Below are 25461 nucleotides of genomic sequence, written 5' to 3' on the forward strand. Positions count from 1 at the left end.
TCCTAACAAACTAAACAAAACTATGAGAATCATACCAACCAGAATCCACGGAATTTTAGATTATTTAGTGGGAATTATTTTAATAGCTTCTCCTTGGGTGTTTGACTTTAATAACGGAGGCGCTGAAACCTGGGTACCCGTAATTGTAGGTATTATGGTGTTGCTGCAAACCATCATGACGGATTTTGAAGTAGGTATTATCCGGAAAATACCCATGGCTAGCCACCTGCGCATGGACTTATTTATTGGTCTGTTTTTAGCTGCTTCGCCCTGGATATTTAATTTCGACGAAGTTGTTTGGGAACCACACGTAATTTTCGGGGTATTCTCGATTTTAGCTTCTTTAATGACGCGCACCGTTCCTTCTACGGTAGTTAGTACTTCCAGAAATTCCGTAATGAACGACATGAACCAGAATCGGATGTAATTTTATTAGTTTCATTAATTGGTTTATTTTAAGAGCCGGCTATTGCCGGCTTTTTTTTGTTTCTGTATTTAGGGTTGGCTGATTAAGAAAAACCATTCCGTATAATCGAATGGCTTCCAAATCTTTCCGTTAAATTTGCATTATGAATTACTTATCCGCAGAAAATATTTCCAAAACATTCGCCGATCGTTGGCTTTTCCGGGAGCTAAACTTCGGTATTAGTAAAGGGCAGCGCCTGGCCCTGGTAGGCGTAAACGGTTCGGGTAAAACTACTTTATTAAATGTACTGGCCGGCAAACTAGCGCCTGATTCAGGTTCGGTGAGTGTCCGGAAAGAAATAAGAATTGGTTATTTAGGCCAGCAACCCGAGTTCGACGAAAATTTAACGGTACAGCAAACTTTGTTTTCGGGTCAGAACGAAATCATTGAAACGATAAGCCAGTACGAACGTTGTGTGCACCAGGATAACGCCGACCCCGACCAATTGCAGCGTTTAATGGAGCGCATGGAAGAATTACAAGCCTGGGATTACGAAGCCAAAGTAAAACAGATTCTGGGTAAATTTGGTATCACCGACCTGGAAAAAGAAATCCGGCATTTATCGGGGGGGCAAAAAAAACGAGTAGCTATGGCCCGGGTACTCATTGAAGAACCGGACTTGCTGATTATGGATGAGCCGACCAACCATTTAGATTTAGATACTATTGAATGGCTGGAGAACGTACTTTCGTCGCCGCAGCAAACTATTTTAATGGTTACCCACGATCGTTATTTTCTGGACAAAGTAGCCAACGAAATTGTAGAACTGGATCAAGGCAAATTATTTTCCTACAAGGGTAATTACGCTTATTTTATAGAGAAGAAAGCCGAACGTGAAATGCAACAGGACCTGGAAGTAGAAAAAGCCCGCAACCTGATGCGCAAAGAACTCGACTGGATGCGTCGCCAACCCAAGGCTCGTGGTACAAAATCTAAATCGCGCATTGATGCTTTCTACGATTTAAAAGAAAAAGCCAGCAGTAAAGTAACCCAGTCTCAGCTCGAATTGTCGGTAAAAACAACGCGGCAAGGCGGTAAAATCATTGAAGTCGAAAAGATTTCGAAGACCTACGGCGATAAAAAGATTGTTACCGATTTCTCCTACGTTTTTAAGAAAAAAGACCGGATTGGCATAATTGGCGAGAACGGCGCGGGTAAAACCACCTTCCTGAATATGCTAACCGGAAAAGTAAACCCGGATTCCGGCGAAATTGATCCCGGCCAAACTACCGTAGTCGGATATTATACCCAGGATGAGCTTACTTTTAAAGATGACCAACGGGTAATTGATATTGTAAAGGAAATTGCCGAAGTAGTAGAAATGGCGAACGGTGAAGTAATTACGGCCTCGCAGTTTCTGCAGCATTTTATGTTTCCGCCGGCGCAGCAGTATACTTTAGTGGGTAAATTAAGCGGGGGGGAAAAACGGCGCTTGCAGTTGCTCCGGGTACTCATTAAAAATCCAAACTTTCTGATTCTGGATGAGCCTACTAACGATTTAGATATTATTACGCTTAATATTCTGGAAGATTTTCTGTTACAATTTGGCGGCTGCTTGCTGATTGTTTCGCACGACCGGTATTTTATGGATCAATTGGTGGAGCACTTGTTCGTGTTTGAAGGAGAAGGTAAAATCCGCAATTTTCCGGGTAACTATACCGATTACCGCGAGTGGCTCGCTGAAAAGGAAAAAGAAGCCTCTAAGCCAATTGCCAAGTCACCCGGTGCTTCGTCGGCCGCCGTTGTTGCGCCAGCAAGCACCAAACGCAAAGCTTCTTATAACGAAAAACGCGAATACGAGCAATTAGAAAAAGAAATTCAGGAGTTAGAAACCGAAAAAGAAACCCTGGTAAACCGCATAAATAGTGGCACGGGTGATCATAAAAAAATAGCCGAAGATGCCGCCCGCCTGAAGCAACTAAACCAACAAATCGACTATAAATCGGAACGTTGGCTGGAACTCGCCGATTTAATGGATTGATATAAAAAGTAAAGCCGGAAAATTAGTTTTTCCGGCTTTACTTTTTAAACACCTTACTGTTTTTAATTCATTCTCATACTTTCAGGCAAAAACATTTAGTTTGAGGTATCAGGGGCAATACTAAAACAGATACTAGTTAGCCTTTAAAGTTATTATTTTCGTAGCTGAAGCTAAAACCTAATTTCTGACCCCGGCTTACCTGCTGGTTTTCCATTTTCTGCTTCACCGAAATCTTTTTAATATCTTCCAGGGCTGGCGCTATTAAATCGTTGTTCACGGAAGCAACCATGGCACTTTCTATGAATAAGCGTAAGGCTTTATTATCCACAATATTTTTGGCCATATCGGTATATTCCAAATCCAGTTCGCTAACGCCTTCCAGGTAAAAGTGATTTTCTACGTTAATCAGGATGCGGGCCAGTAAATAACCGGGGTCGTTCATCCGGTTATATTTAATCGAATCGGCCATGAAGTTATACGCCATAATGTGCCCGAAAAAACGCCGGCGAAAATCTTCTTCCACGTAATCGCTGCTCATTAATTCGTGATCATCCGGAAACGTAATAACATTTGAATGCATTACGAAAATGAGCAAATCGCCGGAAAACTTAATATGAAATTCAAATTCGTTGATATTTCGGTATTCAATTACCACGTTCGAATCTACTTCGGTAATTTTCTGACTTAATATTGCTACAATATCGGCGGCGGCCACCCGCATTTTTTCAAATACCTCTTGCGTATTCCGGTAAATGGTTTGTTTGGTAATTGATTTTTGCTTTAAGCCTTCAAATATTGCTTCGACTTTATCTTCCATATTCTTTCATTTTAGCCATTCCCGCTCCGGCAGAAACGTTACGTAAAATTTTAACTTCTTATGCGCAAATTTATTACTGATTATCTTAAATTCATTAATCCAAATTTGCAGCCAATTTTATGGTTTACCTCCTTATTCCATTTTACTCTTCTAGTTGCGCCAACTGCTCTTGATTTAACTCCAGGGTATGATATACTTTCTGCACATCATCATCGTCTTCGAGTACGTCAATTAGTTTAAGTACTTTTTTTAATGCTTCGTCGTCCAGAGCAATAGTTGTTTTCGGAATTCGCTGCAGTTCGGCGCTTTCTACTTCAAAAGATAAACTTTCCACTTTTTTCTGCAAGGCTCCGAAATCTTCCATGGCGCAATAAATGGTTATAAATTCATCTTCAAACAGCACTTCTTCCGCACCGGCATCAATTAAATCAAAAGTAAATTCTTCTTCGTCTAACGGATTCCCGGTTTGTTTTAATACAAATACACCTTTCCGGTCGAAGAGAAAATCCAACGATCCGGTTGTACCCAGCGCCCCGCCGTATTTATTAAATGCCGACCGTACACTGGCTACTGTCCGGTTTAAATTATCCGTCAGGCACTCTACACAAACCGCTACGCCATGCGAAGCATATCCCTCGTACGTAACTTCGGAGTAATTTGCCTCATCTGCCCCCGACCCTTTTTTAATGGCTCGTTCAATGTTATCTTTCGGCATGTTAACCGCTTTGGCGCTCTGAATAGCTAAGCGTAAACGCGGATTACCATCCGGGTCGGGGCCGCTTTCTTTTACTGCTACCGATATTTCTTTCACTATTTTCGTAAATATTTTGGAGCGTCTGGCATCCAAGGCTCCTTTCTTCCGCTTTATCGTTGACCATTTACTGTGTCCTGACATATTGCCTTTAACCTGTTTTTAATATTTAAACTTTGCCAATTTATTTAATAAACTTAGCAATGTAAAGAGGTTGTTGAAAGCTATTTATTATTACCAAGTTTACCTATTAATTACACAATTCTAAGTTCTCTGTAACGCGAATACTCCTTCATTTAAGCCATTAATGCCGCTAAAAATTACTATCTTTACTTTTTAAGACATAGAATTTGCTTGATATACAATGGATAATCAACCCGATAATCAACCTGTTGCAGAATCTACTTTTGATTCTTTTCAGTTACACGATGATCTGCTAGCTGGTATTGATGCCATGAACTTCCGGAAACCTACGCCTATTCAACAGGCCGCTATTCCGGTAATTCTGGAAAACCATGATTTAATTGCCTGTGCGCAAACCGGTACCGGTAAAACGGCTGCCTACGTTCTGCCTTTGTTAGATAGAATTTCGCACGCTAAGCACGACCATACCAGCACTTTAGTATTAGTACCTACGCGAGAGCTGGCCAAGCAGATTGACGACCAGATTGCCGGCTTTGCTTATTTTGTACCTGCTACCTCTATCGCCATTTACGGCGGCAACAAAGGCGAAAGCTGGGATCAGCAAAAAAAGGCAATTACCAGCGGTGCTGATATTATTATTGCCACTCCCGGCCGCTTAATTGCGCACATGAACATGGGCTACGTAAAATTTGATAAACTGGATTATTTGGTACTCGACGAAGCCGACAAAATGCTGGATATGGGTTTTATGCCTGATTTATTGCGTATTGTAAGCCAATTACCCGTTAAACGGCAAACTTTAATGTTTTCGGCTACTATGCCGCCTAAAATACGCGAACTGGCCCGTAAAATTTTACAGAATCCTACTGAAATTAATTTGGGAATTTCCAAACCCGCAGAAGGGATTGACCAACGCATGTATCTGACCTACGATAAACAAAAGCCCAAACTACTTGAACATTTACTGAAAGATTTAACTGTGCAGAGTATGATTGTTTTTACTTCCCGTAAATCGGCGGTAAACGATATTGCCCGGATTCTGCAAAAGATGGGACATAAAGCGGAAGGCATTACTTCTGACCGTACGCAGGAAGAACGCGAAGCTACCTTGCAAGGCTTTCGCAACAAACAATTTCAAATTTTAGTAGCTACCGATATTATGTCGCGTGGAATTGACATTGATAATATCAGTCATATATTAAATTACGATGTACCGCAAGATGCGGAAGATTACATTCACCGCATTGGCCGGACGGCCCGGGCGGCCACAACCGGTACTGCTATTACTTTTATCAACGAGAAAGATCAGGGGCGCGTAGTGCGCATCGAACGGCTAATTGAGCGGGAAATACCAAAACTAGAGAACCCCGAAGATATTGGACCCGGACCCGCCTTTGAACCAAATAAACATCGCGAAAGTAAACCACGAAATAAATCGAATTCTAAAAATAAACCAAAAACTCGCTCCCACGCAGCGAAGTCTCCGGATCAGCCTATCCGTAAGCCAAACGCAACCGCCCGAGTAGAATCAAAAGCACCTAAAATTAACCCAGAAATTGGAGCAGAAAGACCGAAAAAGCCTTTTGAACCAAAGAAACGTAATAGTAAGAGACGAGGTCCCAAACCAGAAGGTCAATCTCAAGCTTCTGACACTAACACATCCCTGAAGACAGCGGAGGAATAATTCTGGATAAATAGTACTTTTAATAAGAGTATTAAACTGGGGCAACATTAGCTTGGAAAGTTGCCACTTAAAAACACTAACCCTAAATAATGAGGCGGATTGTAGCTGCATAATCCGCTCGGTATACCTCAGGTTAATCCAAGAGTTAAGTATTATTTATTTCTCCTGATTACAATCCAATCAACTGCCCGAGGCCAAAAAGTAGTACAAAAAGCATGGTGCTTAAGGCCATTTGCTTGAGGTAAGGGTCTAGTTGGGCGGGTTGTTGTAATTGGTAAACGCGGGAGCCATTCCGGAAAAAAAGTGGTAGGGTAAGCAAAAACAAAAATTGCCAAGGGCTACGGTAGTGTTGCAGAACATAAACAACGGCACAAAGCAAACCGCTACCCAGTAATATCCAATGATAAATTCGGGCTCGCAGCGGACCTAAACGCACCGGAACCGATCGTTTCCCGGCCAGTTCATCCGAACGAATATCCCGGATGTTATTAATATTGAGTACCCCGGTCGAGAAGAAACCGAGGCTGGCGGCGGGTAAGAGCATAGCAGGTGAAAAAGCCTGTGTTTGCAAAAAAAACGTTCCGAGTACACCTATCAAACCAAAAAATATAAAAACGGCCAGGTCGCCAAACCCCGCGTAACCGTACGGATTGCCCCCAGCCGTATACGACACAGCCGCCCAAATGCATAGTAATCCTAAGCTCAGAAAAAGTAAAAATAAGTATAAGCCACTAGAACCAAAAGCAGTATATAAAAGCAAAATACCCGATAGTAAGCTTAAAAAGGCTGTTAAATAAATTCCTTTTTTCATTTCAGCGGCGGTAATTGCTCCTGCTTGTACCGCTCGTAATGGTCCTTCGCGGTGCTGGCTATCCGCACCGTGCCGCGAATCGCCGTAGTCGTTGGCCAGATTAGATAAAATCTGCAATAAAACCGTGGTAAAGGCGCACAAGAACACCACCAACCAGTTAAATTTCCCTTGTACGGCGGCTAAAAAACTCCCCATGCCAATACTCGCTAAAGCTAAGGGCAAAGTTCGTAGCCGGAAAGCAGCTATCCAGGCTTTAGCTTTGCTGGATGGGGTAACCGGAGGAGAAAAAGTAGCCAAACGAATACGGTGGTTTATTTTTGAATAGCAGCAATTAGTTCGGAACTAAGCGGCGTCACTTTCGACGGAAAGAATTGAACTACTTTTCCTTCTTCATTAATCAGGTATTTACAAAAGTTCCAGGATGGCGCCTCGTCGGTAACTCCGTTCAGCGATTTGTGCGATAAAAATTTATATAAGGGATGTTGGTTCGGTCCGGTAACGGTTATTTTCTCTACTACCGGAAAAGTAACGCCGTAATTTTTTTCGCAAAAAGTAGCAATTTCCTGGTTCGAGCCGGGTTCTTGGCCCCCGAAATCATTGGCCGGAAAACCAATTACCACTACTTTGCCCGCGTATTGATCATACAATTGCTGAAGCTCTTTGTATTGCGGCGTAAACCCACATTCCGAGGCTACATTCACCAGCAGCAATTTACGGCCTTTATATTCGTTCAGGTTAATTTCTTCGCCTTGCAAAGATTTAAATTTAAAATCATACACCGAAGGCTTATTTCCTTCTACCGGTGCAGTAGCAGCCGTTTCCATAATTGTTTCGTTAAGGTTAGCAGTTTGTTCTTTTGCGTTAGTCGCTTGTTGCTGACAGCTAAATAATGCGGACAGCAATAAAAGTATACCGGTGTATTTCATATTTGTTTAACAATTACCTGAACGTTTTTCTTTTTAAAGGAAAAAATAATTCTAACAGAAAAAGGAAAGCTTCTGAATTCTTTACAATAAGCCGGACTTTCTTTCTAAAGTTAAATTTTTAGAGTCCTATATCAAGTGTCTAATCCTACATCCGCTCAGGAACTTCAATGCCCAGCAGGAGCATAGACCGTTTAATAGTTTGAGCTACCATTTTAGATAAAGTTACCCGGAAGCTCAGTACGGCCGTATTGGTTTCCTGGAAAATAGATACTTCGGTGTAAAAACGATTATAAGCTTTGGCTAACTCGTACGCGTATTGCCCTACAACGGAAGGAGCGTACAAATTAGCCGCTTCTTGTACCACGTTCGGGAAGGCGGCCAGTTGCGTAATTACCTCCCGTTCCGTTTCATGAAAAGTTACTGCTTCGGCATAGGCAGTTGCATCCGTTGGAATATTCAGTTCCGCTGCTTTCCGTAAAATAGCCGCTATCCGGGCGTGGGTGTATTGAATAAAGGGCCCCGTATTGCCAATAAAGCTGATGGATTCTTCCGGATTAAACAGCATCCGTTTCTTTGGGTCTACTTTCAGCAGAAAATATTTGAGTGCACCCATCGCCAGTACATGATACAATTGCTGGGCTTCGGCGGCGGTAAAACCTTCAATCTTGCCTAACTCATCGGTTTGTTTGCGAGCCGTTTCTACCATTTCGGCTACCAGCTCGTCGGCATCTACTACGGTACCTTCGCGCGACTTCATTTTGCCCGACGGTAAATCTACCATGCCGTAAGATAAATGGTAAATACCATGGGCGTAAGGTTTTTCCAGCTTCTTAAGAATAGCTTGCAGCACCTGCATGTGGTAATTTTGCTCATCGGCAATAACGTAAATAGACGAGTCGTAGCCAAAGTCCTGGTATTTTAGTTCGGCGGTGCCTAAATCCTGGGTAATGTATACCGAGGTACCATCGGCGCGTAGCACTAATTTTTCGTCCAGCCCTTCGGCGGTTAAATCTACCCAAACCGAACCGTTTTCTTTTTTAAAAAATACGCCTTTGGCCAAGCCTTCGTCTACGGAAGATTTACCCAGTAAATAGGTCTGGGATTCGTAGTAAAATTTATCGAAATCAACGCCAATATTCTGATAAGTTTCGGCAAAACCTTCGTACACCCAGCCGTTCATTTGCTGCCAGAGTTGCATCACTTCTTCGTCGCCTTGCTCCCATTTTTGCAGCATTTCCTGCGCGTGCCGCATTAAAGGAGCTTCTTTTTTGGCTGCTTCTGCTTCCATACCACTGGAAACCAGTTCATCTATCTCCGATTTATAAGCTTTATCAAACAGCACATAATACTTACCCGCCAGGTGATCGCCTTTAATGCCGGAAGATTGAGGGGTTTCGCCTTGACCGTACATTTGGTAAGCCAGCATGGATTTGCAAATATGAATACCCCGGTCGTTCACCAAGTTTACTTTTACCACCTCATGCCCGTTGGCTTTTAATATTTCGGCTACGGAGTAACCTAAAAAGTTATTGCGCAAATGCCCCAGGTGCAAAGGTTTATTCGTATTGGGTGAAGAATACTCCACTACCACTTTGCTTTTTTTGTCTTTGGCATATCCAAAATCAGCATCGGTAGCTAACTGGCGGAAAACTCCGGCCCAAATTGCATCGTCTATTTCTAAATTTAAAAAACCCTTTACTACATTGTAATTGTATACTTCGGTAGTATTTTCTTTCAGGTATTTACCTAATTCTACTCCAATAATATCCGGGGTTTTGCCAATACTTTTAGTGTAAGGAAAAGTAACAAAGGTAAAGGTACCGGCAAATTCTTTACGGGTGGGTTGTAACAAAATAGACCCCGGCCCTACTGTTAAATTATATAAATTTTGAAATGCCTGACTAATATTTTCTTTAATAATCTGTTCTAATTCAATCATAAACGAGTGGTACGTTTTAAGTAAATTTAAGAAAGTAAAGCGCCAACCATAAATTGTATTCTGTTACTTCTTTGTTGTTCCGGAAAAATCTTTGTTTAAATCAATTTCAAAAAGCGCCGATATTATTTATAGCAAATGGCTTACATCTCTAATTCTTCCGGTTATAAAGGTAGCAACAAAGCCTTCGAAAAAGCACTTAACCTAAATTTTCTGTTAGCTCCGATTGATTTAGAATTGCCTCGGTGGCAGCTTCCAGTATGCGGAAAGCGTTTTTAGCCATGGTATTTTTAATGTCCAGCATGGGGTTAATCTCCACCATCTCAAAACAACAAACTTTGGGGCTTTGGCATAAAGTATAACACAGCTCCTGTGCCTGAGTAACCGTGAGGCCAATGGCGACAGGAGTACCGGTACCGCGCGAAAATTTAGGATCGAGGCTGTCTACATCAAACGACACATAGATGATATCGCAATCCCGTAAGCGTTCTAATACCTCTTGGCCTACTTGCACCGGGCCTTTCGCGTTAAACTCATCGTATTTATAATTTTTTATACTATGCTCCCGCATGAGGGTATTTTCGGGCTCTTCCGTGGAACGCACCATAACATAAACCAAATGTTCTGGCTTGAGCTTAGGCCCCTCTCCCCCAATTCTTTTCAGAGCATTCCAGAAAAAAAGCGTTTCCGGGTCAGGATTATTTATCTGGCAGCATAGATTGTCTTCGTTTAAGGCAATACCCAAAGGCATGCCGTGCATGTTACCGGAAGGAGTGGTATACGGCGAATGGCTATCCGCGTGAGCATCAATCCAAATGACACCTAACGTTTTATCCCGATTAGCCGCTTTAATACCGGCAATAGTTCCGGCAGCATTAGAATGGTCGCCGGCTAAAACCAGCGGAAACATGTCTTGCTCCATGGTTTGTTTTACCGTGGAGGCTATACTTTTTTGCACCGTTAAAACCGAATCGATGTATTTAGCGAAGGGAAATAAATTACGGTCGAAAAGTACATAATTTAAGTTAGCAACTTCCGTAGAATTGAAACGCTTAAAGTAATCGGATTGTTTATTCAAGCAGGCTACTTTCAGGGCATCCACGCCCATGCTCGCTCCACGCGTGCCGGCTCCGATTTCTGAACGTACCTCAATGAGTTTAATGTTTTTCATTTGTTAACACAACAATCTTTTGCAAAGATGGTAAAATACAAACAATTTTACATCGCCCGCGAAGACTTAAACCAAGCATGGATAAATACATCGATTTAATTAACCAAACATTTGATTTTCCCACCGAAGAATTTCACGTAGAAGATGACCAGATGATTTTTAACGGCATTCCGCTGCTCGAAATCATTAAAGAATACGGCACTCCGCTCAAACTCACTTATTTACCCAAAATCAGCTCTCAAATTCAGAAAGCCAAAAAGCTTTTTAAAGAATCCATAGAAAAGCTCAATTATAAAGGTACGTACACCTATTGCTATTGCACCAAATCTTCGCACTTTTCTTTTGTGCTCGAAGAGGCTTTAAAGAACGATATTCACATTGAAACTTCCTCGTCGTACGATATTCCGATTATCCGGGCATTATACGAAAAAGGCAAGTTGGGTAAAGACCGCTACGTAATTTGTAACGGCTTTAAACGGGAACTGTACAAAAGCTACATTGCCGAACTGATTAACGATGGTTTCTATAATGTAACCCCTATTCTGGACAACTTGTCGGAGATTGATTACTACAAAGAGCACGTAAACGAAAAATGCCGTTTGGGCATTCGGGTAGCATCCGACGAAGAGCCGAAATTTGAATTTTATACGTCGCGCTTGGGTATCCGCTACAACGATGTGGTAGACCTTTATTTAAATAAAATTAAGGACGATCCCAAATTTGAGCTTAAAATGCTGCACTATTTTATTAACAGCGGCATTAAAGATACTTCGTATTACTGGTCGGAACTGAGCCGGTTCGTACACAAATACTGCGAATTAAAGAAAGTTTGCCCCGAACTGGACAGCATTGATATTGGCGGCGGTTTCCCGATTAAAACCTCTATTCAGTCGGAGTACAATTACCGGTACATGGTAGAAGAAATATTGCGCACTATTCAGCGCATTTGCCAGGCCGAAGGTGTACCGGAGCCTAACATTTTTACCGAGTTTGGTATTTTTACGGTAGGCGAAAGCGGCGCGAATATTTATTCTATTCTGGATTTAAAGCTGCAAAACGATAAAGAATTGTGGTACATGATTGATGGCTCGTTTATTACCAACTTGCCGGATTCGTGGGCCTTGAGTCAAAGGTATATTTTACTGGCCATAAACCACCTGCACAAAGATTACCGGCGGGTACAGATTGGCGGCCTTACCTGCGACAGCCAGGATTACTACAATTCAGAAACGCACTCGTTCCAGGTGTTTTTACCCATTATTGCTCCTGACGAGAAAGAGCCCTTGTATATTGGCTTTTTCCATACCGGCGCTTACCAGGAATCATTGAGTGGCTACGGTGGTATCAAGCATTGTCTTATTCCTGCTCCCCGGCACGTTATCATCGATCGCGATGACAATGGGCATCTGAAAACCAAGATGTTTGCCGACGAGCAAGACAGTGATTCGATGTTAAAAATATTGGGTTACAAATAATAGAAAAAATATTTTAGCGTTTATTTTTATGGAACACTAATTGCTTTATTTTTGTACTATAAAAGGAAACTTAAAAGATATACATGAAAAAGTTATTTGTTATTGGTGCCGTTTGTATAATGGGCTTTAGCTCCTGCAGATCTATGCCTTGTCCGGCTTACTCTAAAGCGGATCCTGCAAAAAGCTCCCCCATAGTAAAGGCTCATACAGCGGTAGGCAAGAACAGAATCTGATCCGCGTAAAGTCTTTTTATTAAATATGAAAGAACCGGTTTAGGCCGGTTTTTTTTATGCTTGGGCTATAATAAACCGGGCTGCTTCCCAGAGATTTTGCTGCTGCCGGACATAAGTTTCGGGTGCATGTGGCCCTACTAAAATACCCTTTACGCCTACTTTTCCGGCCGCTTGCATGTCGCGCAATTGATCACCGACTAACCACGACTCGGTTGGAGAGATATTAAATTTAGCAATTGCTTTTTCCAGCATCAATGAGTCGGGTTTACGGGACAACGATGCCGAAATAGCCGGATGGCTGGGCGCATAATAAATAGCATCAATAAGGTAATTGCCATTTTGCAGTAATTTCTGGTGGCAGGCTTCCATTTGTGCCCGGGTGAACAATCCTTTAGCCAAACCTCCCTGGTTGGTAACCACAATTAATAAAAAGTCTCTTTGCTTCAATAAGGCTAGCGCCTCCGGCACTTTTTCTTCTAAGATAAAATCTTCGGGCAAATAAGTGTAATCGCCGCGTTCTACGTTCAATACTCCGTCGCGGTCCAAGAAAACGCATTTTTGTTTAGTCATTGCAAAATTTCACGAGTCAATTGGTTTAAAGGTAAGTCCTCATGCTTAGGACACGATAAAACCAGAACTGCAAAAATAGGCCGTTAAAATTTAATCAAATACTGCAAATTCCGTTTCCTAGTGATTTTGTTATCTTTGCCGCACCATGAAGAATTCGCTTGTTATTATTCCTACCTACAACGAAAAAGAAAACATTGAAGATATTATTCGCAGCGTATTTTCCCTTATTACTCCTTTTCACATTTTAATTATCGACGACAACTCTCCCGATGGCACGGCTACTATTGTAAAAAGCTTGCAGTACGAATTTAAAGATCGCTTATTTCTGGAGCAGCGCACGGGGAAGTTAGGTTTAGGAACCGCGTACATTCATGGCTTCAAATACGCCTTAACGCACGGCTACGACTATATTTTTGAAATGGATGCCGATTTTTCGCATAACCCCAATGATTTACCCCGCCTGTACGATGCTTGCCACCGCGAAGGCTACGATGTGGCGATCGGCAGCCGCTACATACAGGGAGTAAATGTGGTAAACTGGCCCATGAACCGGGTTTTAATGAGCTATTTTGCCAGTGCCTACGTACGGTTAGTAACGGGCATGCCCATCCAGGACGCTACTGCTGGTTTTAAATGTTATCGTCGGAAAGTGCTTGAAACCATTAACCTCGATGAAATCCGGTTCATCGGGTATGCCTTTCAGATTGAAATGAAATTTTTGGCCTATAAGTTTGGCTTTAAAATAAAAGAAGTTCCCATCATTTTTACCGATCGCACCAAAGGCACTTCAAAAATAAGCAAAGGCATTATTACAGAAGCTTTTTACGGCGTATTAAAAATGAAAATTAACAGCTACTTCCGTTACTTTAACCGCTAAGGCCGGATATTTCTTTACCTTTTGTATAAGTTTGTGGCCGATTAATTTTAACTTTCATTTTTTTAAACTTGTCATCAAATTTAAGGTTTAAGAAAACAGCAAGCTTTCGGAGAACTGGCAAAGATTGGTTAGGTACCGCTGAATACCAGTAGCAATTACGAACAAGAATTTAATGGCCACTAACAATATCTATTTCTGGATCTTATTCAATGCCTTCATATTATTATTGCTGGGCCTTGATTTATTTGTTTTTCACCGGAAAACGCACGAAGTAAAAATTAAAGAAGCTCTAGGGTGGAGTGTTTTTTGGATTGTTTTAAGTCTTTCTTTTAACGCTCTAATTTATTATTGGAAGGGGCCCACTGCGGCTCTGGAATTTTTAACGGCCTACCTCATTGAAAAATCGCTCAGCGTAGACAATCTATTTGTTTTCATTATGATTTTTTCTTACTTCCAGATTCCGGTGCAATTTCAGCACAAGGTACTATTCTGGGGTATTTTAGGTGCCTTGGTTTTACGGGCTACCTTTATTTTAGTGGGAGTGGCCTTACTGGCTAAGTTTCATTTTATTATGTACCTGCTGGGAGCATTTCTGGTGTTTACCGGCATTAAAATGGCCACTACCGAACAAGAAGAAATTGATCCTAAAGCAAACCCGGTGGTAAAATTTATCAGTCGTTACATTCCGGTTACAAATACGCTGGTAGGTGATAAGTTTTTTGTAAAATACGACAAAACCTGGTTTCTGACACCTTTATTTATAGTATTGATAATGGTAGAAACTACCGATGTGGTTTTCGCCGCCGATTCCATTCCGGCAATTTTGGCCGTTTCACGCGATTCTTTTATTGTGTATACCTCTAATGTATTTGCCTTATTAGGCTTGCGGGCTTTATACTTCGCATTAGCCGGTATCATGAAGCTATTTCATTACCTGCATTATGGTTTATCGCTTATACTGGTATTTATTGGCGCCAAATTATTACTCTCTGACATTTACAAAATAGATATGGTTTGGGCTTTGGTAATAGTAGCCGCGATTCTTGCCGGATCCGTGCTCTTATCCCTGTTATTACCCAAAAAAGGAGATGAAAAAATACCTATTGTGATAGAAGAAGACCAGGAGAAAAATAGTACTAAACCATAAATTGAAATTTTATAGTTCTTAATAGCGTAAAGATTTAATATACATTTTGATTTTGATCTAACTTATTCGCTAAAGAATATAAAAGTATTGCGATTAGAGGGATTATACTACTATAGCTGTAAAAAATAAACCCGGTGCTTTTTAGTGTTCCGGGTTTATTCTTAATTTTTATCAACTAACTCTATTATATTACGGTTGGTAGTTTACCCGGTAAATAACACCGTTGGTATCGTCTGAAACCAAGAGAGATCCATCTGAGTGGACGGCGACACCTACCGGACGAGCAAAGTGCGCTTTATTACTATTAACTAAAAAACCAGTTAAAAAATCATCAAACCGAACAGGTTCCCCGTTCTCGAAATGCAGCCTTACCACACTATAACCCACCGGAGAACTACGATTCCAGGAACCTCGCATGGCTACAAACGCATCGTTTTGGTACTCGGCCGGAAACTTGGTAGCCGTATAAAAAACCATTCCTAGGGGTGCTGCATGTGCCTGGTAAGTAAGCGTTGGTAACGTAGTTTTTTGCAAATACTGCTGATAAGTAGTATCTCCTTCCGGGCGGTCACCGGGGTTATATTTACCTTCCCCGTAAATGTAAGGCCAGCCATAATCAGCCCCTTGTTTTATTTGGTTTACCTCTTCTTTTTGGTCGTTGTCGCCTAACCAATCAATTCCATGATCCATGCCCCACAATACTCCGGTTTGCGGATGCCAGCCAAAACCAATTGTATTCCGTAAGCCCTTTGCAAAAATTTTCCGACCTGATCCATCAGGATTGGCCTGCAGAATAGTGGCATTTTCTTTATTAGGTTCGGGACACGAATTACAAGTACTGCCTACCGTAATATATAATTTATCGTCTGGCCCGAAAGCAATAGTACGGTTGGGGTGCTGACCGCCATCCGGCAGATCATCCATTAATAATTCCGGAGAACCTAGCGTACCATTGGCGTTTATATCTGCCCGGTATAGTTCCCGAACAGCTACTAAATACATCTGGGTTCCGCGGATAGCCAACCCGTGCACTTGCTTAATATTAGCCACAGCCTGTTTATTTTCTGCTACTCCATCACTATTGGTATCTTGTAAGAGCATTACTACACCGGCTTCCCGATCGGTAAAATACACATTACCATTGCTACTTACAGTCATCATACGGGGTTTGCCTAAATTGTCGGCAAACTTGTTAACCTTAAATCCGGCGGGCACTTTTAATTGTTGCACATTTTCGTCGGTAGCAGGTACTAAGGCAGGCTTAAAAACATAACCATTTATCTGGGTGGTAGTTGGGTCTTTGTCTGTTTCGGGGATCATGGCGTCCCAAAAATTATCATCATCGCTGCAGCTTAAAACCAAGCCTGTAAATCCAACAAGTAATAAAATTAATTTTGTCCACGTTTTCATAACTTTTTAATCATAAGTACACTTACTTTTTTAATAAACCTTTCAGAATAAACATTTTTAAAATTACCTAACGGGAACTTACTTTAATGGTTAAATTTTACTTGAAAAAATTAAGGTAGAATTATCTTCCGACTGTAAAAGCAGCTAAGAATTAGATTTCTAATTAATTATTGCTAGAACTAGCAAACGAGAGAGAGTTAGGTAAGCGTTTAAACTTTTTGGAAGAATCAACTATAAATTATAACAGCAAGTGTTTTTTGATTCTAAAGGAATTTAGTAAACAACAAAGCCTGGAGGATTACTAAACACTCTTTCCGTAATGTTTAGTAATCCTCCAGGCTTTGTTGTTTACCCTTATCTTTTTTAAAAAACCAGAGATGAAGAATTGAAAGAAATTTATAATTCTACTTTTCGAACGCCCAGCATAGAAATTCAGGCATCATTTTCCCCCAGGTAGCTACGTCGTGTTTACCGCCGATTAATTCAACGTAGCGCACATCTTTCCCTTTCTGATAACCCTTTTGATACAGTTCGTAAATCAGGCTAGTGGAGTCATCAATAGAGTCAATAATACCGTTTTGATTACGATCCGATCTTTCATCCTGCGTTCCGGCCTGAAACCAGAACTTTAAACTTGGTTTGTCAGTACTTTTTCTGATTAGTTTATGCGCTATCCGGTGTTTATCGGGCTGGGCACTAGTAAATTCTTTACTTCGCCACCAGAAGGAGCCGGAAAAAGCGCCTATTTTCGAAAAAATACCGGCTTCGTGCCAGCCAATATCCAAAGCCGAGAGAGCTCCTAAAGAAAAGCCTGCTATAGTATAACTGGCAAAAGCCGTATTAGTAGTTTGGGTATAAATAGCCGGTAAAAGTTCCTGCGTAATAAATTGACGATACGCCAAAGCGGCACTGCCGCGGCCTTTAAAGTCCGGCTGTCCGGAAATACCATATTCCTGCAGCCGGTTGCCTGCTTTTATGCCTACCGTTACTATGGGTTGGATATCTTTTTTCTGATACATATTAAGCAAAATCTGATCGTACTGCATCGCTGCCAAATCTTGCCCATCGTTTATTAAAAGCAAATGTAAGGGTTCCGTTACATCTGCTATTTTGGGAGTATAAACCACACAGGTTACCTCCCGATCTAGAATAGCCGATTTTAATGTCCATTCATTTACAGAAATGCGTACATCGGCTTTGGTAAAGTTTACTAACATTATTATTTTAAGGTAATTAATAAAAAACAAAATTAACTAATTTAAACTTAATTAGTATAAGGGAATTGTACTTTATCCTTTTGCAGCGTTTCTAATTAAAAATATTATATTTCTTCAACTAAATGCTTAGATAACCAGCAAGCAGAGTAATTTATGAATGAACAATATCACAAATGGTATTCGCAGCAGCTAAATGCGGACATAGAAATGCTGGTTTTCGGCGACCGAGGGTATCCCGTTATTCTTTTCCCTACTTCTATGGGTAGGTATTACCAGAATAAAGATTTTAAATTAATTGAAAGTGCGGCTTGGTTTATTCAGGAAGGTCTGGTAAAAATTTACAGCATCGATTCTATTGATGCGTACAGTTGGTATAATAAAAATATTCACCCGGCCGACCGTGTCAGGAACCACATGCGTTACGATCAGATGCTCTACCACGAGTTGGTACCAAGGGCCCAGTACGAAACTGGCGTAGGTAAAGTATGCGTGGCGGGCTGTAGTTTCGGAGGGTACCACGCCGCAAACTTTGCTTTTAAACATCCCGATAAAACCAGTCATTTATTTAGCATGAGTGGCGCTTTTGATATCCGGGACCAGTTGGATGGCTTTTACAACGACGATGTGTATTACAATAACCCAGTAGATTTTGTATCACATATTTCCGATCCGGCTGTCTGGCAATTAAAAATAATTTTGGGTACTTCCGACCACGATATTTGCAAAGATGCTAATATTAATTTATCCGGTATATTAGCCAGGAAAGAGATTCCGCATTGGTTGGATATCCGGCCAAATGCGGTGCATGACTGGCCTATTTGGCGGGAAATGTTTCCGCATTATTTATCTTTAATCTAACACTTAAATATAAGCCACTATGAAAAAAATAGGTATCCTTTTCGGGCAGGAAAACACTTTTCCGCAAGCCTTCGTGGATCGTATCAATAAAAAAGCCGTTAAAAATATAAGCGCGGAGTTCGTAATAATCGACAAAGTTATTCAAGGGGAGGCCTTAGGGTACGACGTAATTGTAGACCGGATTTCGCAGGATGTGCCTTTTTACCGGGCTACGCTTAAAAATGCGGCAATATCGGGCACCGCCGTAATCAATAACCCTTTTTGGTGGAGTGCCGACGAAAAGTTTTTTAATAATGCCTTAGCCGTAAAAATTGGGGTGCCGGTTCCCAAAACAGTTCTTCTACCTTCTAGGGATATGCCCGAAAATACGTCCGGCAATTCGTTCCGGAATCTGGAATATCCTTTGGACTGGGAAGGTATTTTTAATTACGTAGGTTTTCCGGCGTACATGAAGCCCTACGATGGCGGTGGCTGGCGCGATGTGTACAAACTGCACGATCCGGAAGATTTTTTTGATAAATTCAACCAAACCCGGCAACTAGTAATGATGCTGCAGGAAGAAATTATTTTTGATGATTACTTCCGGTGCTATTGCGTGGGCGGACAACACGTCCGGATTATGCAGTATGAGCCCCGAAATCCGCATCACTTGCGCTACGAACACGGCAAAGCGCCGGCGGCTAAAAAAATACTGAGCCAGGTAAAGGAATACGTTCTTAAACTAAACCAATACCTGGGCTATGATATGAATACGGTGGAATTTGCCATTCGCGATGGGGTTCCTTATGCCATTGATTTTTGCAATCCGGCGCCGGATGCGGATTTGGCAAGTGTAGGCGAAGAAAACTTTGAATGGATTGTGGAAACAATGGCGACCTATGCCATTAATCGGGCGAAAGCTCATAAATCAGGTCAGGACAATTTAACCTGGGGGCAGTATATTAAATCCGCCAGTGCTAAAACATCCTTAATTCCAGCGCTAACACCGCAGGAAGCACCTAAAACATCTAGCTTAAAAACTAAGACCAGCTCGGAATAAATTTATCAAGCTTTATTATATCTCTGATTTATCGGAACAAACCAACAAGTTCTAATTTTTCTATTTTGCGGGGATATGGATGGCTCTATTTCCTCATTTAGCGATTAAGTAAGCACCGAAAATTTCAACTAAAGTAAGTATACTCCTTTACTAAATCCATACTCATGAATAAATTCACCCTCGGCGTAGAAGAAGAGTTTATGGTAATTGACCCCGTAACGCGGGAACTCATTTCGCACGAACAAAAAATTGTAGAAGCCGCGCAAAGAGTGCACGAAGACCAGGTAAAAGCCGAAATGCACCAAGCCGTAGTAGAAGTAGGCACGCACATTTGTAAAAATACCGCCGAAGCCCGCACCGAAGTTACCAAATTAAGGAAAACAGTAGCCTCGCTGGCCGGAGAATTAGGTTTTCGGATTGGTGCAGCCGGCACGCATCCTTTTTCGCAGTGGGAGCATCAGCTTATTACCGATCATCCCCGGTACGTCGAAATTGTAGATGAATTGCAGGATGCCGCCCGCTCAAACCTGATTTTTGGTCTACATGTGCACGTAGGTTTTCAATCGCGGGAAATGGCTATCCATATTGCCAACCAAGTGCGCTATTTTCTGCCGCATATTTATGCTTTATCCACGAATTCGCCATTTTGGGAAGGTCGCAATACCGGTTATAAATCTTATCGCACCAAGGTTTTTGATAAATTCCCGCGCACTGGCATTCCGGATTATTTCCAGAGTGTTGAAGAATACGATAATTACATAAAATTACTGGTTAAAACCAATTGCATTGACAACGCCAAAAAAATCTGGTGGGACGTGCGGGTGCATCCTTTTTTCGAAACCATTGAATTCCGAATCTGCGATTGTCCTATGCTAGTTGACGAAACCATGGCTTTTACCGCCTTGTTTCAAGCTCTTTGCGCGAAATTGTACAAAATACGATTACAAAACATGAAATTTATTACCTATAACCGGGCTTTAATCAACGAAAATAAATGGCGAGCCGCTCGTTACGGGATAGATGGCAAGCTTATTGACTTTGGTAAGGAAGTAGAAGTAAACACCCGTTCGTTAATTTTAGAATTATTAGATTTTGTGGACGATGTAGTAGACGAACTAGGCAGCCGCGACGAAATCAACTACGTTACGCATATATTAGAACACGGTACCGGTGCCGACCGTCAGTTGCAAGTTTACCAAAAGAACCAAAACTTTATGGATGTGGTTGATTATATTACGTCTCAAACTTTAAAAGGAGTAGATGTTTAAGTAATAGTTTATAATTAACCAGCTCTGCCATAGCAGATAAAAAACCCCGATTTAGCTAATAAGCTAAATTTTTAAATTTAATTTTTACCATGTAAGCATACCGCTTATTTTAATCAGAATAAAAACAGTGTCTATAAAAATTGCCATTCTTGACCTTTACGCCGGCCATCCGAACCAAGGTATGCGTTGTATACAAGATATTTTACAACGTTACAGTCTCCGGAACCAAATTCCTCTGGTTTACCAGGTTTTTGATGTCCGAGCAAATAATGAAATCCCGAGTACTGATTTTGATATTTACATTTCCAGCGGCGGCCCCGGTAGTCCATTAGAAAGCGAAGGTTCTGTTTGGGAGAATAATTATTTTAATCTAATAGAAAAATTAGAGAATATTAATCGTAACCCTAACCGTGTCGACAAGAAACACGTTTTCTTTATTTGTCATTCGTTTCAGCTTATTTGCCGCAAATATCAACTAGGTAAAATATCCAAAAGAAAATCTACTTCCTTTGGTATATTCCCTATTCCTCGAACAGCCGACGGGCAATTCGAAGAGCTTTTTAACGGTTTAGGAGACCCTTTTTTTGCGGTAGACTCCCGCGATTGGCAAGTTATAGAGCCCAACGAAGAAAAGTTTGAAGCCATTGGCGCCAAATTGCTAGCCTTAGAAAAAGACCGTCCGCATGTAAATTTAGAACGTTGCCTTATGGCGATTCGCTTTACCGATTATTTCTTTGGTACTCAGTTCCATCCGGAAGCGGATCCGGTAGGCATGAAAGAACATTTACTGACTGAGGAAAAGAAAAATCAGATAATAGAAGTTCATGGAGCCGAAAAGTATTGGGAAATGCTACAATTTCTGGATGATCCGGAAAAGCTGGAACGCACCCAAAACCAAATTATACCTGCTTTTTTAGACCAAGCCATTCACGCGTTGCAGGAGGCCTGATAATGATAAAAGAAACCAGGGAGGTGTATAATGCAGCTTTCACCGAAACTGCCTACCAGCAATTACTTGCCGAATTAAATAAAAATTTACCTCGCAAGATTGAGTTCCGGATTGCCGAAACGCCGGTGTTTTTACCATTGGCATTTAAAGAAAAGCTGGTACAAGCTGGTAATGAATTGGTAGCTACCATAAGAAAAGAGAATTTCAAACAGCTTACCGAAAGATCTATTCCGGATAACTGGCGGGTAGCTCACGAAAAAAGGCATCCGCATTTTTTAACGTTCGATTTTGCCGTTTGCCGCAATGCGACGGGTGAGCTTACGCCTAAGTTAATTGAGTTACAAGGGTTTCCTTCGCTTTACGCGTTTCAGGCAGAACTAGCCGAACAGTTTCAAAAGCATTTTCCGGTAACGAGGGACTTTACACCTTACTTTTACCATTCCGATCAAAAAAGTTATTTTGAACTTCTCCGGCGAACTATTATTGGTACTAGTTTGCCGGAAGAGGTTATTTTATTGGATATTAATGCCGCCGAACAAAAAACAGCAGTAGATTTTTATCTTACCGCTAAGCATTTAGGTATAGCTATAGTGGCACTGCACGAATTAAAACAAAGAGGAAGTCAATTTTATTATAGTCGCGATGGCATCGAGCATCCAATAAAAAAAATCTACAATCGACTTATTTTTGACGAAATAGAAGACAAAAATATAGCTTTCCAAAACGTACCCGACTTATTAACTACGGATCAACTGGAATGGGTAACCCACCCCAATTGGTTTTACCGGATTAGTAAGTATACCATGCCTTTTTTGGAGAGTGAATTTGTTCCGGCCACTTATTTTTTATCCGAATTAAAAACGATACCAGTAGACCTTCAAAATTACGTTCTCAAACCACTTTTTTCTTTTGCTGGTCAAGGGGTGTTAATTGATGTTTCCGAAGAAGATATAAAGGCTATTCCCGATCCGGAAAACTGGATATTACAGGAAAAAGTAATATATGAACCCGCCATTGAAACGCCAGACGGATCAGTGAAATGTGAAATCCGGTTGATGTACTTATGGCCCGACGAGGAGGAAGAGCCTGTTTTAGCTATTTGTTTAGCTCGGTTAAGCCGTGGTAAAATGATTGGAGTGCGGTATAATAAAGATTTTAACTGGGTAGGCGGAACCGTTGGCTTGTTTTAAAGCAGTTTATTTTAACCAATTCTCCTAACTCTAATCGATATATTTTCTTACCTCTACCCTGGTTCTTCTTGCTGAAAACATAAGTATAAGACTTATTTATACGCCAGTGGAACCCGTTTTCTGACGCCTTTCAGCATTAGAGAATTCCTGCTTTTAGCCGATTCCAGATTCATGGAAACATGTATAGCGGGCACTCCATACAAATAAGTCGGCGCAAATACAATAGTAGGTTTACGTCCCCAACGGTTTCGGTGCGACAAGTAAGCCAAATGCGACGACAAGATACCAACTCCTGCTCCCGCAAACACATCTGATTGCCAATGTTTATTATTTAACATGCGCAACGCTCCTACTCCCGTGGCAATAGTATAGGCGCCAATACCAAACCATTGGCTCCGGTGGCGCAGTTCCGAATGAATAATAGAAGCAGCCAGAAAAGCGTGCGCCGTATGCCCGGAAGGAAAAGAATAGGAATTTTCGCCGTTCGGGCGTTCTTGTTTGGTAATACTTTTAAGTCCAAAAACCAGAACGGCATTAATGGCCTCTGCTTTTAGAATTAAAATTCCCGTATTTAAATAATCATGGTTTCCCTCAAATTGTAAAGTGTAGGCTAGAGCTAATTCCACAAAAGGAGCAAATATTAAATAATCATCTACTTTGGTTTTAAAGTTTGGAAAATGGCGCTGCAAATCTCTTTTTGCGTCGTAGCTACTGTAAATACCATGATCCTTCATGGTACTAACGCCATAGCCAATGAGTACCGCCGGCACAATAGATGCCCGGAAACCTTTAGATTTAAAAAAAGAAACTTTTGTGGGAGCAAGCGTAGAATCTTGGTATTTTTTTAAAGTATCTGTATCCTGCGCCTGCAGTTGCGTACTTAGTAAGCTTAAAAATAAAGACAAAGTCAACCACCAATGAGTAACAGATTTCATAAATCTTAGTTAAGTAGGTAAGATAATACTAGTAAATCTTATTAATTCGCAAAATTGCGCGTAAGGGTTGCCCTATATTAATTACGAATAACAAAATCTAAATAGTATGTCACCCATGAGTTTTCCGAAGTTATAACTACTTCTGCCCATACGGAAATAATTAACTATACTTTTAATTCGCTTAAATAAGTCATTAAAAGTGCCTAAAGCTTAAATGACTAAGAGCTTTATCAAACAATTGTTTTGTGCAGATAAATTAAATCAAGGCCATGTTATACAAAATACCTTTGCTTCTATCTAAAAAGATAAAGAAATTTTTTCAATCACCTTTTATGCAGCGGTTGAAGCAAAAGTACCCTTGGCTTTTTGCTTTTATCCGGAATAGGTTTAGAACGGGTGATTTCTTTGGGCTTCCCTTTACTATTTTGTTCACCTTAACCGTAATTAATTTATCTATGCTTTCGGAAATAGCCGAAAACGTTGTTAATTCTCAAAAAGTTAAAAACCTAGACATACAAGTTTCAGGAGCATTTTTCAATCTTCGTACTCCTTTTATCAGCTTAGTATTATATTATTTTACTCAGCTAGGCTCCGTTTACGGTGTAACTATAATTACCTTGTTAATGAGTATTCTTTTACTTTGGAAACAACGCTTATATCAGCTTTTAGCGCTTTTAATTTCTGTTTTGGGTAGCGGCATTTCCATGCATTTTTCGAAGCTTTACTTTCACCGGGAACGACCACTTAACCTGGCTTATTATACCACCGAAAGTTCCTTTTCCTTCCCGAGCGGGCATTCTACCAGTGCTATGGCTTTGGTAGGAGTTTTATGTTATATTGCCTTATTAGAAATTAGAAGTAAAAGAATCCGCGCGTTTGTTTTTATTACGGGTATTTGCTATATTTTACTTATAGGATTTAGTCGGATTTACCTGGGGGTTCACTTTTTAACCGACGTAGCCGCCGGTTTTTTGCTGGGTTTTTTGTGGGTATTATTAGCGATAGGATTAATGGAATATTCGGCTCTTAAACAATTTAAACTATCCCGAAGTTAACAGTAAAGAGAGTAAATTTTAATTCTTTTAATTAACTGAGTACTCACAGCTACTGACTCCTAACAACAATGAAAGGCTCCATAAAAATCTTTTATCTAGGTTGTACGTATAACTTAAGCTTATTAGAAATACTCTTTACATCCCTTTTAGAAGATCAGGATTTACTGCTATAAGTAGAAATATCTGATATAACGTATTTTACGCACTCATTTACCGTATATCTATTTTCCAGCTTGGTCGTAACTGCCAATATGACCCTCGATGATTTTCTTATTCAACCACTTGATTGGCGTGCCCATTTTGTGAGCCTGGAAGGAATATATCTGGCTACCAGGAGCGGGTGTAAATTTGATTTTAACTTATATTATGTTACCGACTTTTTTGTAGAAGTCTGGTACGCGAAAGGGAGCCACGAGGTAGGCTTAATCAGGGGCTTTACCGATATTGCCTGTTTAACAACCTACTTAGATGAAATTAATATTACCGATATTCAAAAGCAATAATCATTTTATCCAGGTAATTGTTTTAAGCTAACGGCATTCAGAAATTCT

At 40.9% G+C, this 25461-nt stretch carries 23 protein-coding genes; 13 read left to right on the plus strand and 10 right to left on the minus strand.

The genetic code is table 11. The annotated features are described in order from the left end of the window. The first annotated feature begins 22 nt into the window (after positions 1 to 22). Both AHMF7605_RS13980 and AHMF7605_RS13985 read left to right on the plus strand, forming a co-directional pair. Complete coding sequence (locus AHMF7605_RS13980) at positions 23 to 427, plus strand: SPW repeat protein (protein ID WP_106930289.1); 405 nt, start codon at positions 23 to 25, stop codon at positions 425 to 427. A gap of 142 nt (positions 428 to 569) precedes the next feature. Next, entirely contained in the window at positions 570 to 2447 is a 1878-nt protein-coding gene (locus AHMF7605_RS13985; RefSeq protein ID WP_106930291.1) for an ABC-F family ATP-binding cassette domain-containing protein, read from the plus strand. Positions 2448 to 2583: 136 nt separating this feature from the next. Here AHMF7605_RS13985 and AHMF7605_RS13990 read toward each other — a convergent pair whose 3' ends face one another. Both AHMF7605_RS13990 and AHMF7605_RS13995 read right to left on the minus strand, forming a co-directional pair. Further along, the gene (locus AHMF7605_RS13990) at positions 2584 to 3264 is read right to left on the minus strand and encodes a hypothetical protein (protein ID WP_106930293.1); all 681 of its coding nucleotides are present in this window, start codon (positions 3262 to 3264) and stop codon (positions 2584 to 2586) included. A 142-nt stretch (positions 3265 to 3406) separates the two neighbouring features. Next, positions 3407 to 4159, minus strand: coding sequence for a YebC/PmpR family DNA-binding transcriptional regulator (locus AHMF7605_RS13995; protein WP_106930295.1), 753 nt, complete (start codon positions 4157 to 4159; stop codon positions 3407 to 3409). A gap of 220 nt (positions 4160 to 4379) precedes the next feature. Between AHMF7605_RS13995 and AHMF7605_RS14000 the strand changes: the two genes are divergently transcribed. Further along, complete coding sequence (locus AHMF7605_RS14000; RefSeq protein ID WP_317046532.1) at positions 4380 to 5843, plus strand: DEAD/DEAH box helicase; 1464 nt, start codon at positions 4380 to 4382, stop codon at positions 5841 to 5843. Positions 5844 to 6012: 169 nt separating this feature from the next. Here the strand turns inward: AHMF7605_RS14000 and AHMF7605_RS14005 are convergent, their stop codons facing one another. From AHMF7605_RS14005 to AHMF7605_RS14020, 4 genes are all read right to left on the minus strand, one after another. Then, positions 6013 to 6951: a 1,4-dihydroxy-2-naphthoate polyprenyltransferase gene (locus AHMF7605_RS14005; protein WP_106930297.1), complete on the minus strand. Its 939-nt coding sequence runs from the start codon at positions 6949 to 6951 to the stop codon at positions 6013 to 6015. A 14-nt stretch (positions 6952 to 6965) separates the two neighbouring features. Next, a complete protein-coding gene (locus AHMF7605_RS14010) occupies positions 6966 to 7580 on the minus strand; it encodes a glutathione peroxidase (protein ID WP_106930299.1) in 615 nt (204 codons plus the stop codon). A 145-nt stretch (positions 7581 to 7725) separates the two neighbouring features. Beyond that, positions 7726 to 9519 (minus strand): arginine--tRNA ligase, encoded by a 1794-nt coding sequence (gene argS, locus AHMF7605_RS14015; RefSeq protein WP_233219080.1) that lies wholly within the window; start codon positions 9517 to 9519, stop codon positions 7726 to 7728. A gap of 196 nt (positions 9520 to 9715) precedes the next feature. Beyond that, positions 9716 to 10687: an arginase gene (locus tag AHMF7605_RS14020; RefSeq protein WP_106930301.1), complete on the minus strand. Its 972-nt coding sequence runs from the start codon at positions 10685 to 10687 to the stop codon at positions 9716 to 9718. A gap of 77 nt (positions 10688 to 10764) precedes the next feature. Between AHMF7605_RS14020 and AHMF7605_RS14025 the strand changes: the two genes are divergently transcribed. After that, on the plus strand, positions 10765 to 12162 hold the full coding sequence (locus tag AHMF7605_RS14025; protein ID WP_106930303.1) for a type III PLP-dependent enzyme domain-containing protein: 1398 nt from the start codon (positions 10765 to 10767) through the stop codon (positions 12160 to 12162). 287 nt (positions 12163 to 12449) lie between these two features. On the opposite strand, the gene AHMF7605_RS14030 is transcribed toward AHMF7605_RS14025, so the two are convergent. Then, entirely contained in the window at positions 12450 to 12965 is a 516-nt protein-coding gene (locus AHMF7605_RS14030) for a D-glycero-alpha-D-manno-heptose-1,7-bisphosphate 7-phosphatase (protein ID WP_106930305.1), read from the minus strand. A gap of 145 nt (positions 12966 to 13110) precedes the next feature. On the opposite strand from AHMF7605_RS14030, the gene AHMF7605_RS14035 reads away from it, so the two are divergent. Continuing rightward, on the plus strand, positions 13111 to 13842 hold the full coding sequence (locus tag AHMF7605_RS14035) for a polyprenol monophosphomannose synthase (protein ID WP_106930307.1): 732 nt from the start codon (positions 13111 to 13113) through the stop codon (positions 13840 to 13842). A 172-nt stretch (positions 13843 to 14014) separates the two neighbouring features. Further along, positions 14015 to 14989: a TerC family protein gene (locus tag AHMF7605_RS14040; protein ID WP_106930309.1), complete on the plus strand. Its 975-nt coding sequence runs from the start codon at positions 14015 to 14017 to the stop codon at positions 14987 to 14989. 189 nt (positions 14990 to 15178) lie between these two features. Here the strand turns inward: AHMF7605_RS14040 and AHMF7605_RS14045 are convergent, their stop codons facing one another. After that, positions 15179 to 16399 carry a PQQ-dependent sugar dehydrogenase gene (locus AHMF7605_RS14045; RefSeq protein ID WP_106930312.1) on the minus strand — a complete coding sequence of 407 codons (1221 nt, stop codon included), beginning with the start codon at positions 16397 to 16399 and terminating at the stop codon, positions 15179 to 15181. Between the two features lie 404 nt (positions 16400 to 16803). Continuing rightward, the gene (locus AHMF7605_RS14050) at positions 16804 to 17616 is read right to left on the minus strand and encodes an alpha/beta hydrolase (RefSeq protein WP_146153586.1); all 813 of its coding nucleotides are present in this window, start codon (positions 17614 to 17616) and stop codon (positions 16804 to 16806) included. Positions 17617 to 17769: 153 nt separating this feature from the next. Here AHMF7605_RS14050 and AHMF7605_RS14055 point away from each other — a divergent pair, with 153 nt between their 5' ends. The 5 genes from AHMF7605_RS14055 (at position 17770) to AHMF7605_RS14075 (ending at position 22920) form a co-directional block, all read left to right on the plus strand. Then, a complete protein-coding gene (locus tag AHMF7605_RS14055) occupies positions 17770 to 18474 on the plus strand; it encodes an esterase family protein (protein WP_106930316.1) in 705 nt (234 codons plus the stop codon). 19 nt (positions 18475 to 18493) lie between these two features. Further along, a complete protein-coding gene (locus tag AHMF7605_RS14060) occupies positions 18494 to 19513 on the plus strand; it encodes an ATP-grasp domain-containing protein (protein WP_233219082.1) in 1020 nt (339 codons plus the stop codon). 164 nt (positions 19514 to 19677) lie between these two features. Then, positions 19678 to 20781 carry a carboxylate-amine ligase gene (locus AHMF7605_RS14065; RefSeq protein WP_106930317.1) on the plus strand — a complete coding sequence of 368 codons (1104 nt, stop codon included), beginning with the start codon at positions 19678 to 19680 and terminating at the stop codon, positions 20779 to 20781. Between the two features lie 127 nt (positions 20782 to 20908). Beyond that, a complete protein-coding gene (locus tag AHMF7605_RS14070) occupies positions 20909 to 21730 on the plus strand; it encodes a type 1 glutamine amidotransferase (RefSeq protein ID WP_317046533.1) in 822 nt (273 codons plus the stop codon). Between the two features lie 2 nt (positions 21731 to 21732). After that, positions 21733 to 22920 carry a hypothetical protein gene (locus AHMF7605_RS14075; RefSeq protein WP_106930319.1) on the plus strand — a complete coding sequence of 396 codons (1188 nt, stop codon included), beginning with the start codon at positions 21733 to 21735 and terminating at the stop codon, positions 22918 to 22920. Positions 22921 to 23012: 92 nt separating this feature from the next. Here the strand turns inward: AHMF7605_RS14075 and AHMF7605_RS14080 are convergent, their stop codons facing one another. Then, positions 23013 to 23855: a phosphatase PAP2 family protein gene (locus AHMF7605_RS14080; RefSeq protein WP_106930322.1), complete on the minus strand. Its 843-nt coding sequence runs from the start codon at positions 23853 to 23855 to the stop codon at positions 23013 to 23015. A 332-nt stretch (positions 23856 to 24187) separates the two neighbouring features. Here AHMF7605_RS14080 and AHMF7605_RS14085 point away from each other — a divergent pair, with 332 nt between their 5' ends. After that, positions 24188 to 24910 carry a phosphatase PAP2 family protein gene (locus AHMF7605_RS14085; RefSeq protein WP_158267512.1) on the plus strand — a complete coding sequence of 241 codons (723 nt, stop codon included), beginning with the start codon at positions 24188 to 24190 and terminating at the stop codon, positions 24908 to 24910. A 233-nt stretch (positions 24911 to 25143) separates the two neighbouring features. Then, positions 25144 to 25413: a hypothetical protein gene (locus AHMF7605_RS14090; RefSeq protein ID WP_146153587.1), complete on the plus strand. Its 270-nt coding sequence runs from the start codon at positions 25144 to 25146 to the stop codon at positions 25411 to 25413. The last annotated feature ends 48 nt before the right edge of the window (positions 25414 to 25461 follow it).

The organism is Adhaeribacter arboris, assembly GCF_003023845.1.
GTDB lineage: Bacteria > Bacteroidota > Bacteroidia > Cytophagales > Hymenobacteraceae > Adhaeribacter > Adhaeribacter arboris.

Coding starts and splice junctions, on each gene's coding strand:
- AHMF7605_RS13980 (WP_106930289.1), top strand. CDS start 23: ATGAGAATCATACCAACCAGAATCCACGGAATTTTAGATTATTTAGTG.
- AHMF7605_RS13985 (WP_106930291.1), top strand. CDS start 570: ATGAATTACTTATCCGCAGAAAATATTTCCAAAACATTCGCCGATCGT.
- AHMF7605_RS13990 (WP_106930293.1), bottom strand. CDS start 3,264: ATGGAAGATAAAGTCGAAGCAATATTTGAAGGCTTAAAGCAAAAATCA.
- AHMF7605_RS13995 (WP_106930295.1), bottom strand. CDS start 4,159: ATGTCAGGACACAGTAAATGGTCAACGATAAAGCGGAAGAAAGGAGCC.
- AHMF7605_RS14000 (WP_317046532.1), top strand. CDS start 4,380: ATGGATAATCAACCCGATAATCAACCTGTTGCAGAATCTACTTTTGAT.
- AHMF7605_RS14010 (WP_106930299.1), bottom strand. CDS start 7,580: ATGAAATACACCGGTATACTTTTATTGCTGTCCGCATTATTTAGCTGT.
- argS (WP_233219080.1), bottom strand. CDS start 9,519: ATGATTGAATTAGAACAGATTATTAAAGAAAATATTAGTCAGGCATTT.
- AHMF7605_RS14020 (WP_106930301.1), bottom strand. CDS start 10,687: ATGAAAAACATTAAACTCATTGAGGTACGTTCAGAAATCGGAGCCGGC.
- AHMF7605_RS14025 (WP_106930303.1), top strand. CDS start 10,765: ATGGATAAATACATCGATTTAATTAACCAAACATTTGATTTTCCCACC.
- AHMF7605_RS14030 (WP_106930305.1), bottom strand. CDS start 12,965: ATGACTAAACAAAAATGCGTTTTCTTGGACCGCGACGGAGTATTGAAC.
- AHMF7605_RS14035 (WP_106930307.1), top strand. CDS start 13,111: ATGAAGAATTCGCTTGTTATTATTCCTACCTACAACGAAAAAGAAAAC.
- AHMF7605_RS14040 (WP_106930309.1), top strand. CDS start 14,015: ATGGCCACTAACAATATCTATTTCTGGATCTTATTCAATGCCTTCATA.
- AHMF7605_RS14045 (WP_106930312.1), bottom strand. CDS start 16,399: ATGAAAACGTGGACAAAATTAATTTTATTACTTGTTGGATTTACAGGC.
- AHMF7605_RS14050 (WP_146153586.1), bottom strand. CDS start 17,616: ATGTTAGTAAACTTTACCAAAGCCGATGTACGCATTTCTGTAAATGAA.
- AHMF7605_RS14055 (WP_106930316.1), top strand. CDS start 17,770: ATGAATGAACAATATCACAAATGGTATTCGCAGCAGCTAAATGCGGAC.
- AHMF7605_RS14060 (WP_233219082.1), top strand. CDS start 18,494: ATGAAAAAAATAGGTATCCTTTTCGGGCAGGAAAACACTTTTCCGCAA.
- AHMF7605_RS14065 (WP_106930317.1), top strand. CDS start 19,678: ATGAATAAATTCACCCTCGGCGTAGAAGAAGAGTTTATGGTAATTGAC.
- AHMF7605_RS14075 (WP_106930319.1), top strand. CDS start 21,733: ATGATAAAAGAAACCAGGGAGGTGTATAATGCAGCTTTCACCGAAACT.
- AHMF7605_RS14080 (WP_106930322.1), bottom strand. CDS start 23,855: ATGAAATCTGTTACTCATTGGTGGTTGACTTTGTCTTTATTTTTAAGC.
- AHMF7605_RS14085 (WP_158267512.1), top strand. CDS start 24,188: ATGCAGCGGTTGAAGCAAAAGTACCCTTGGCTTTTTGCTTTTATCCGG.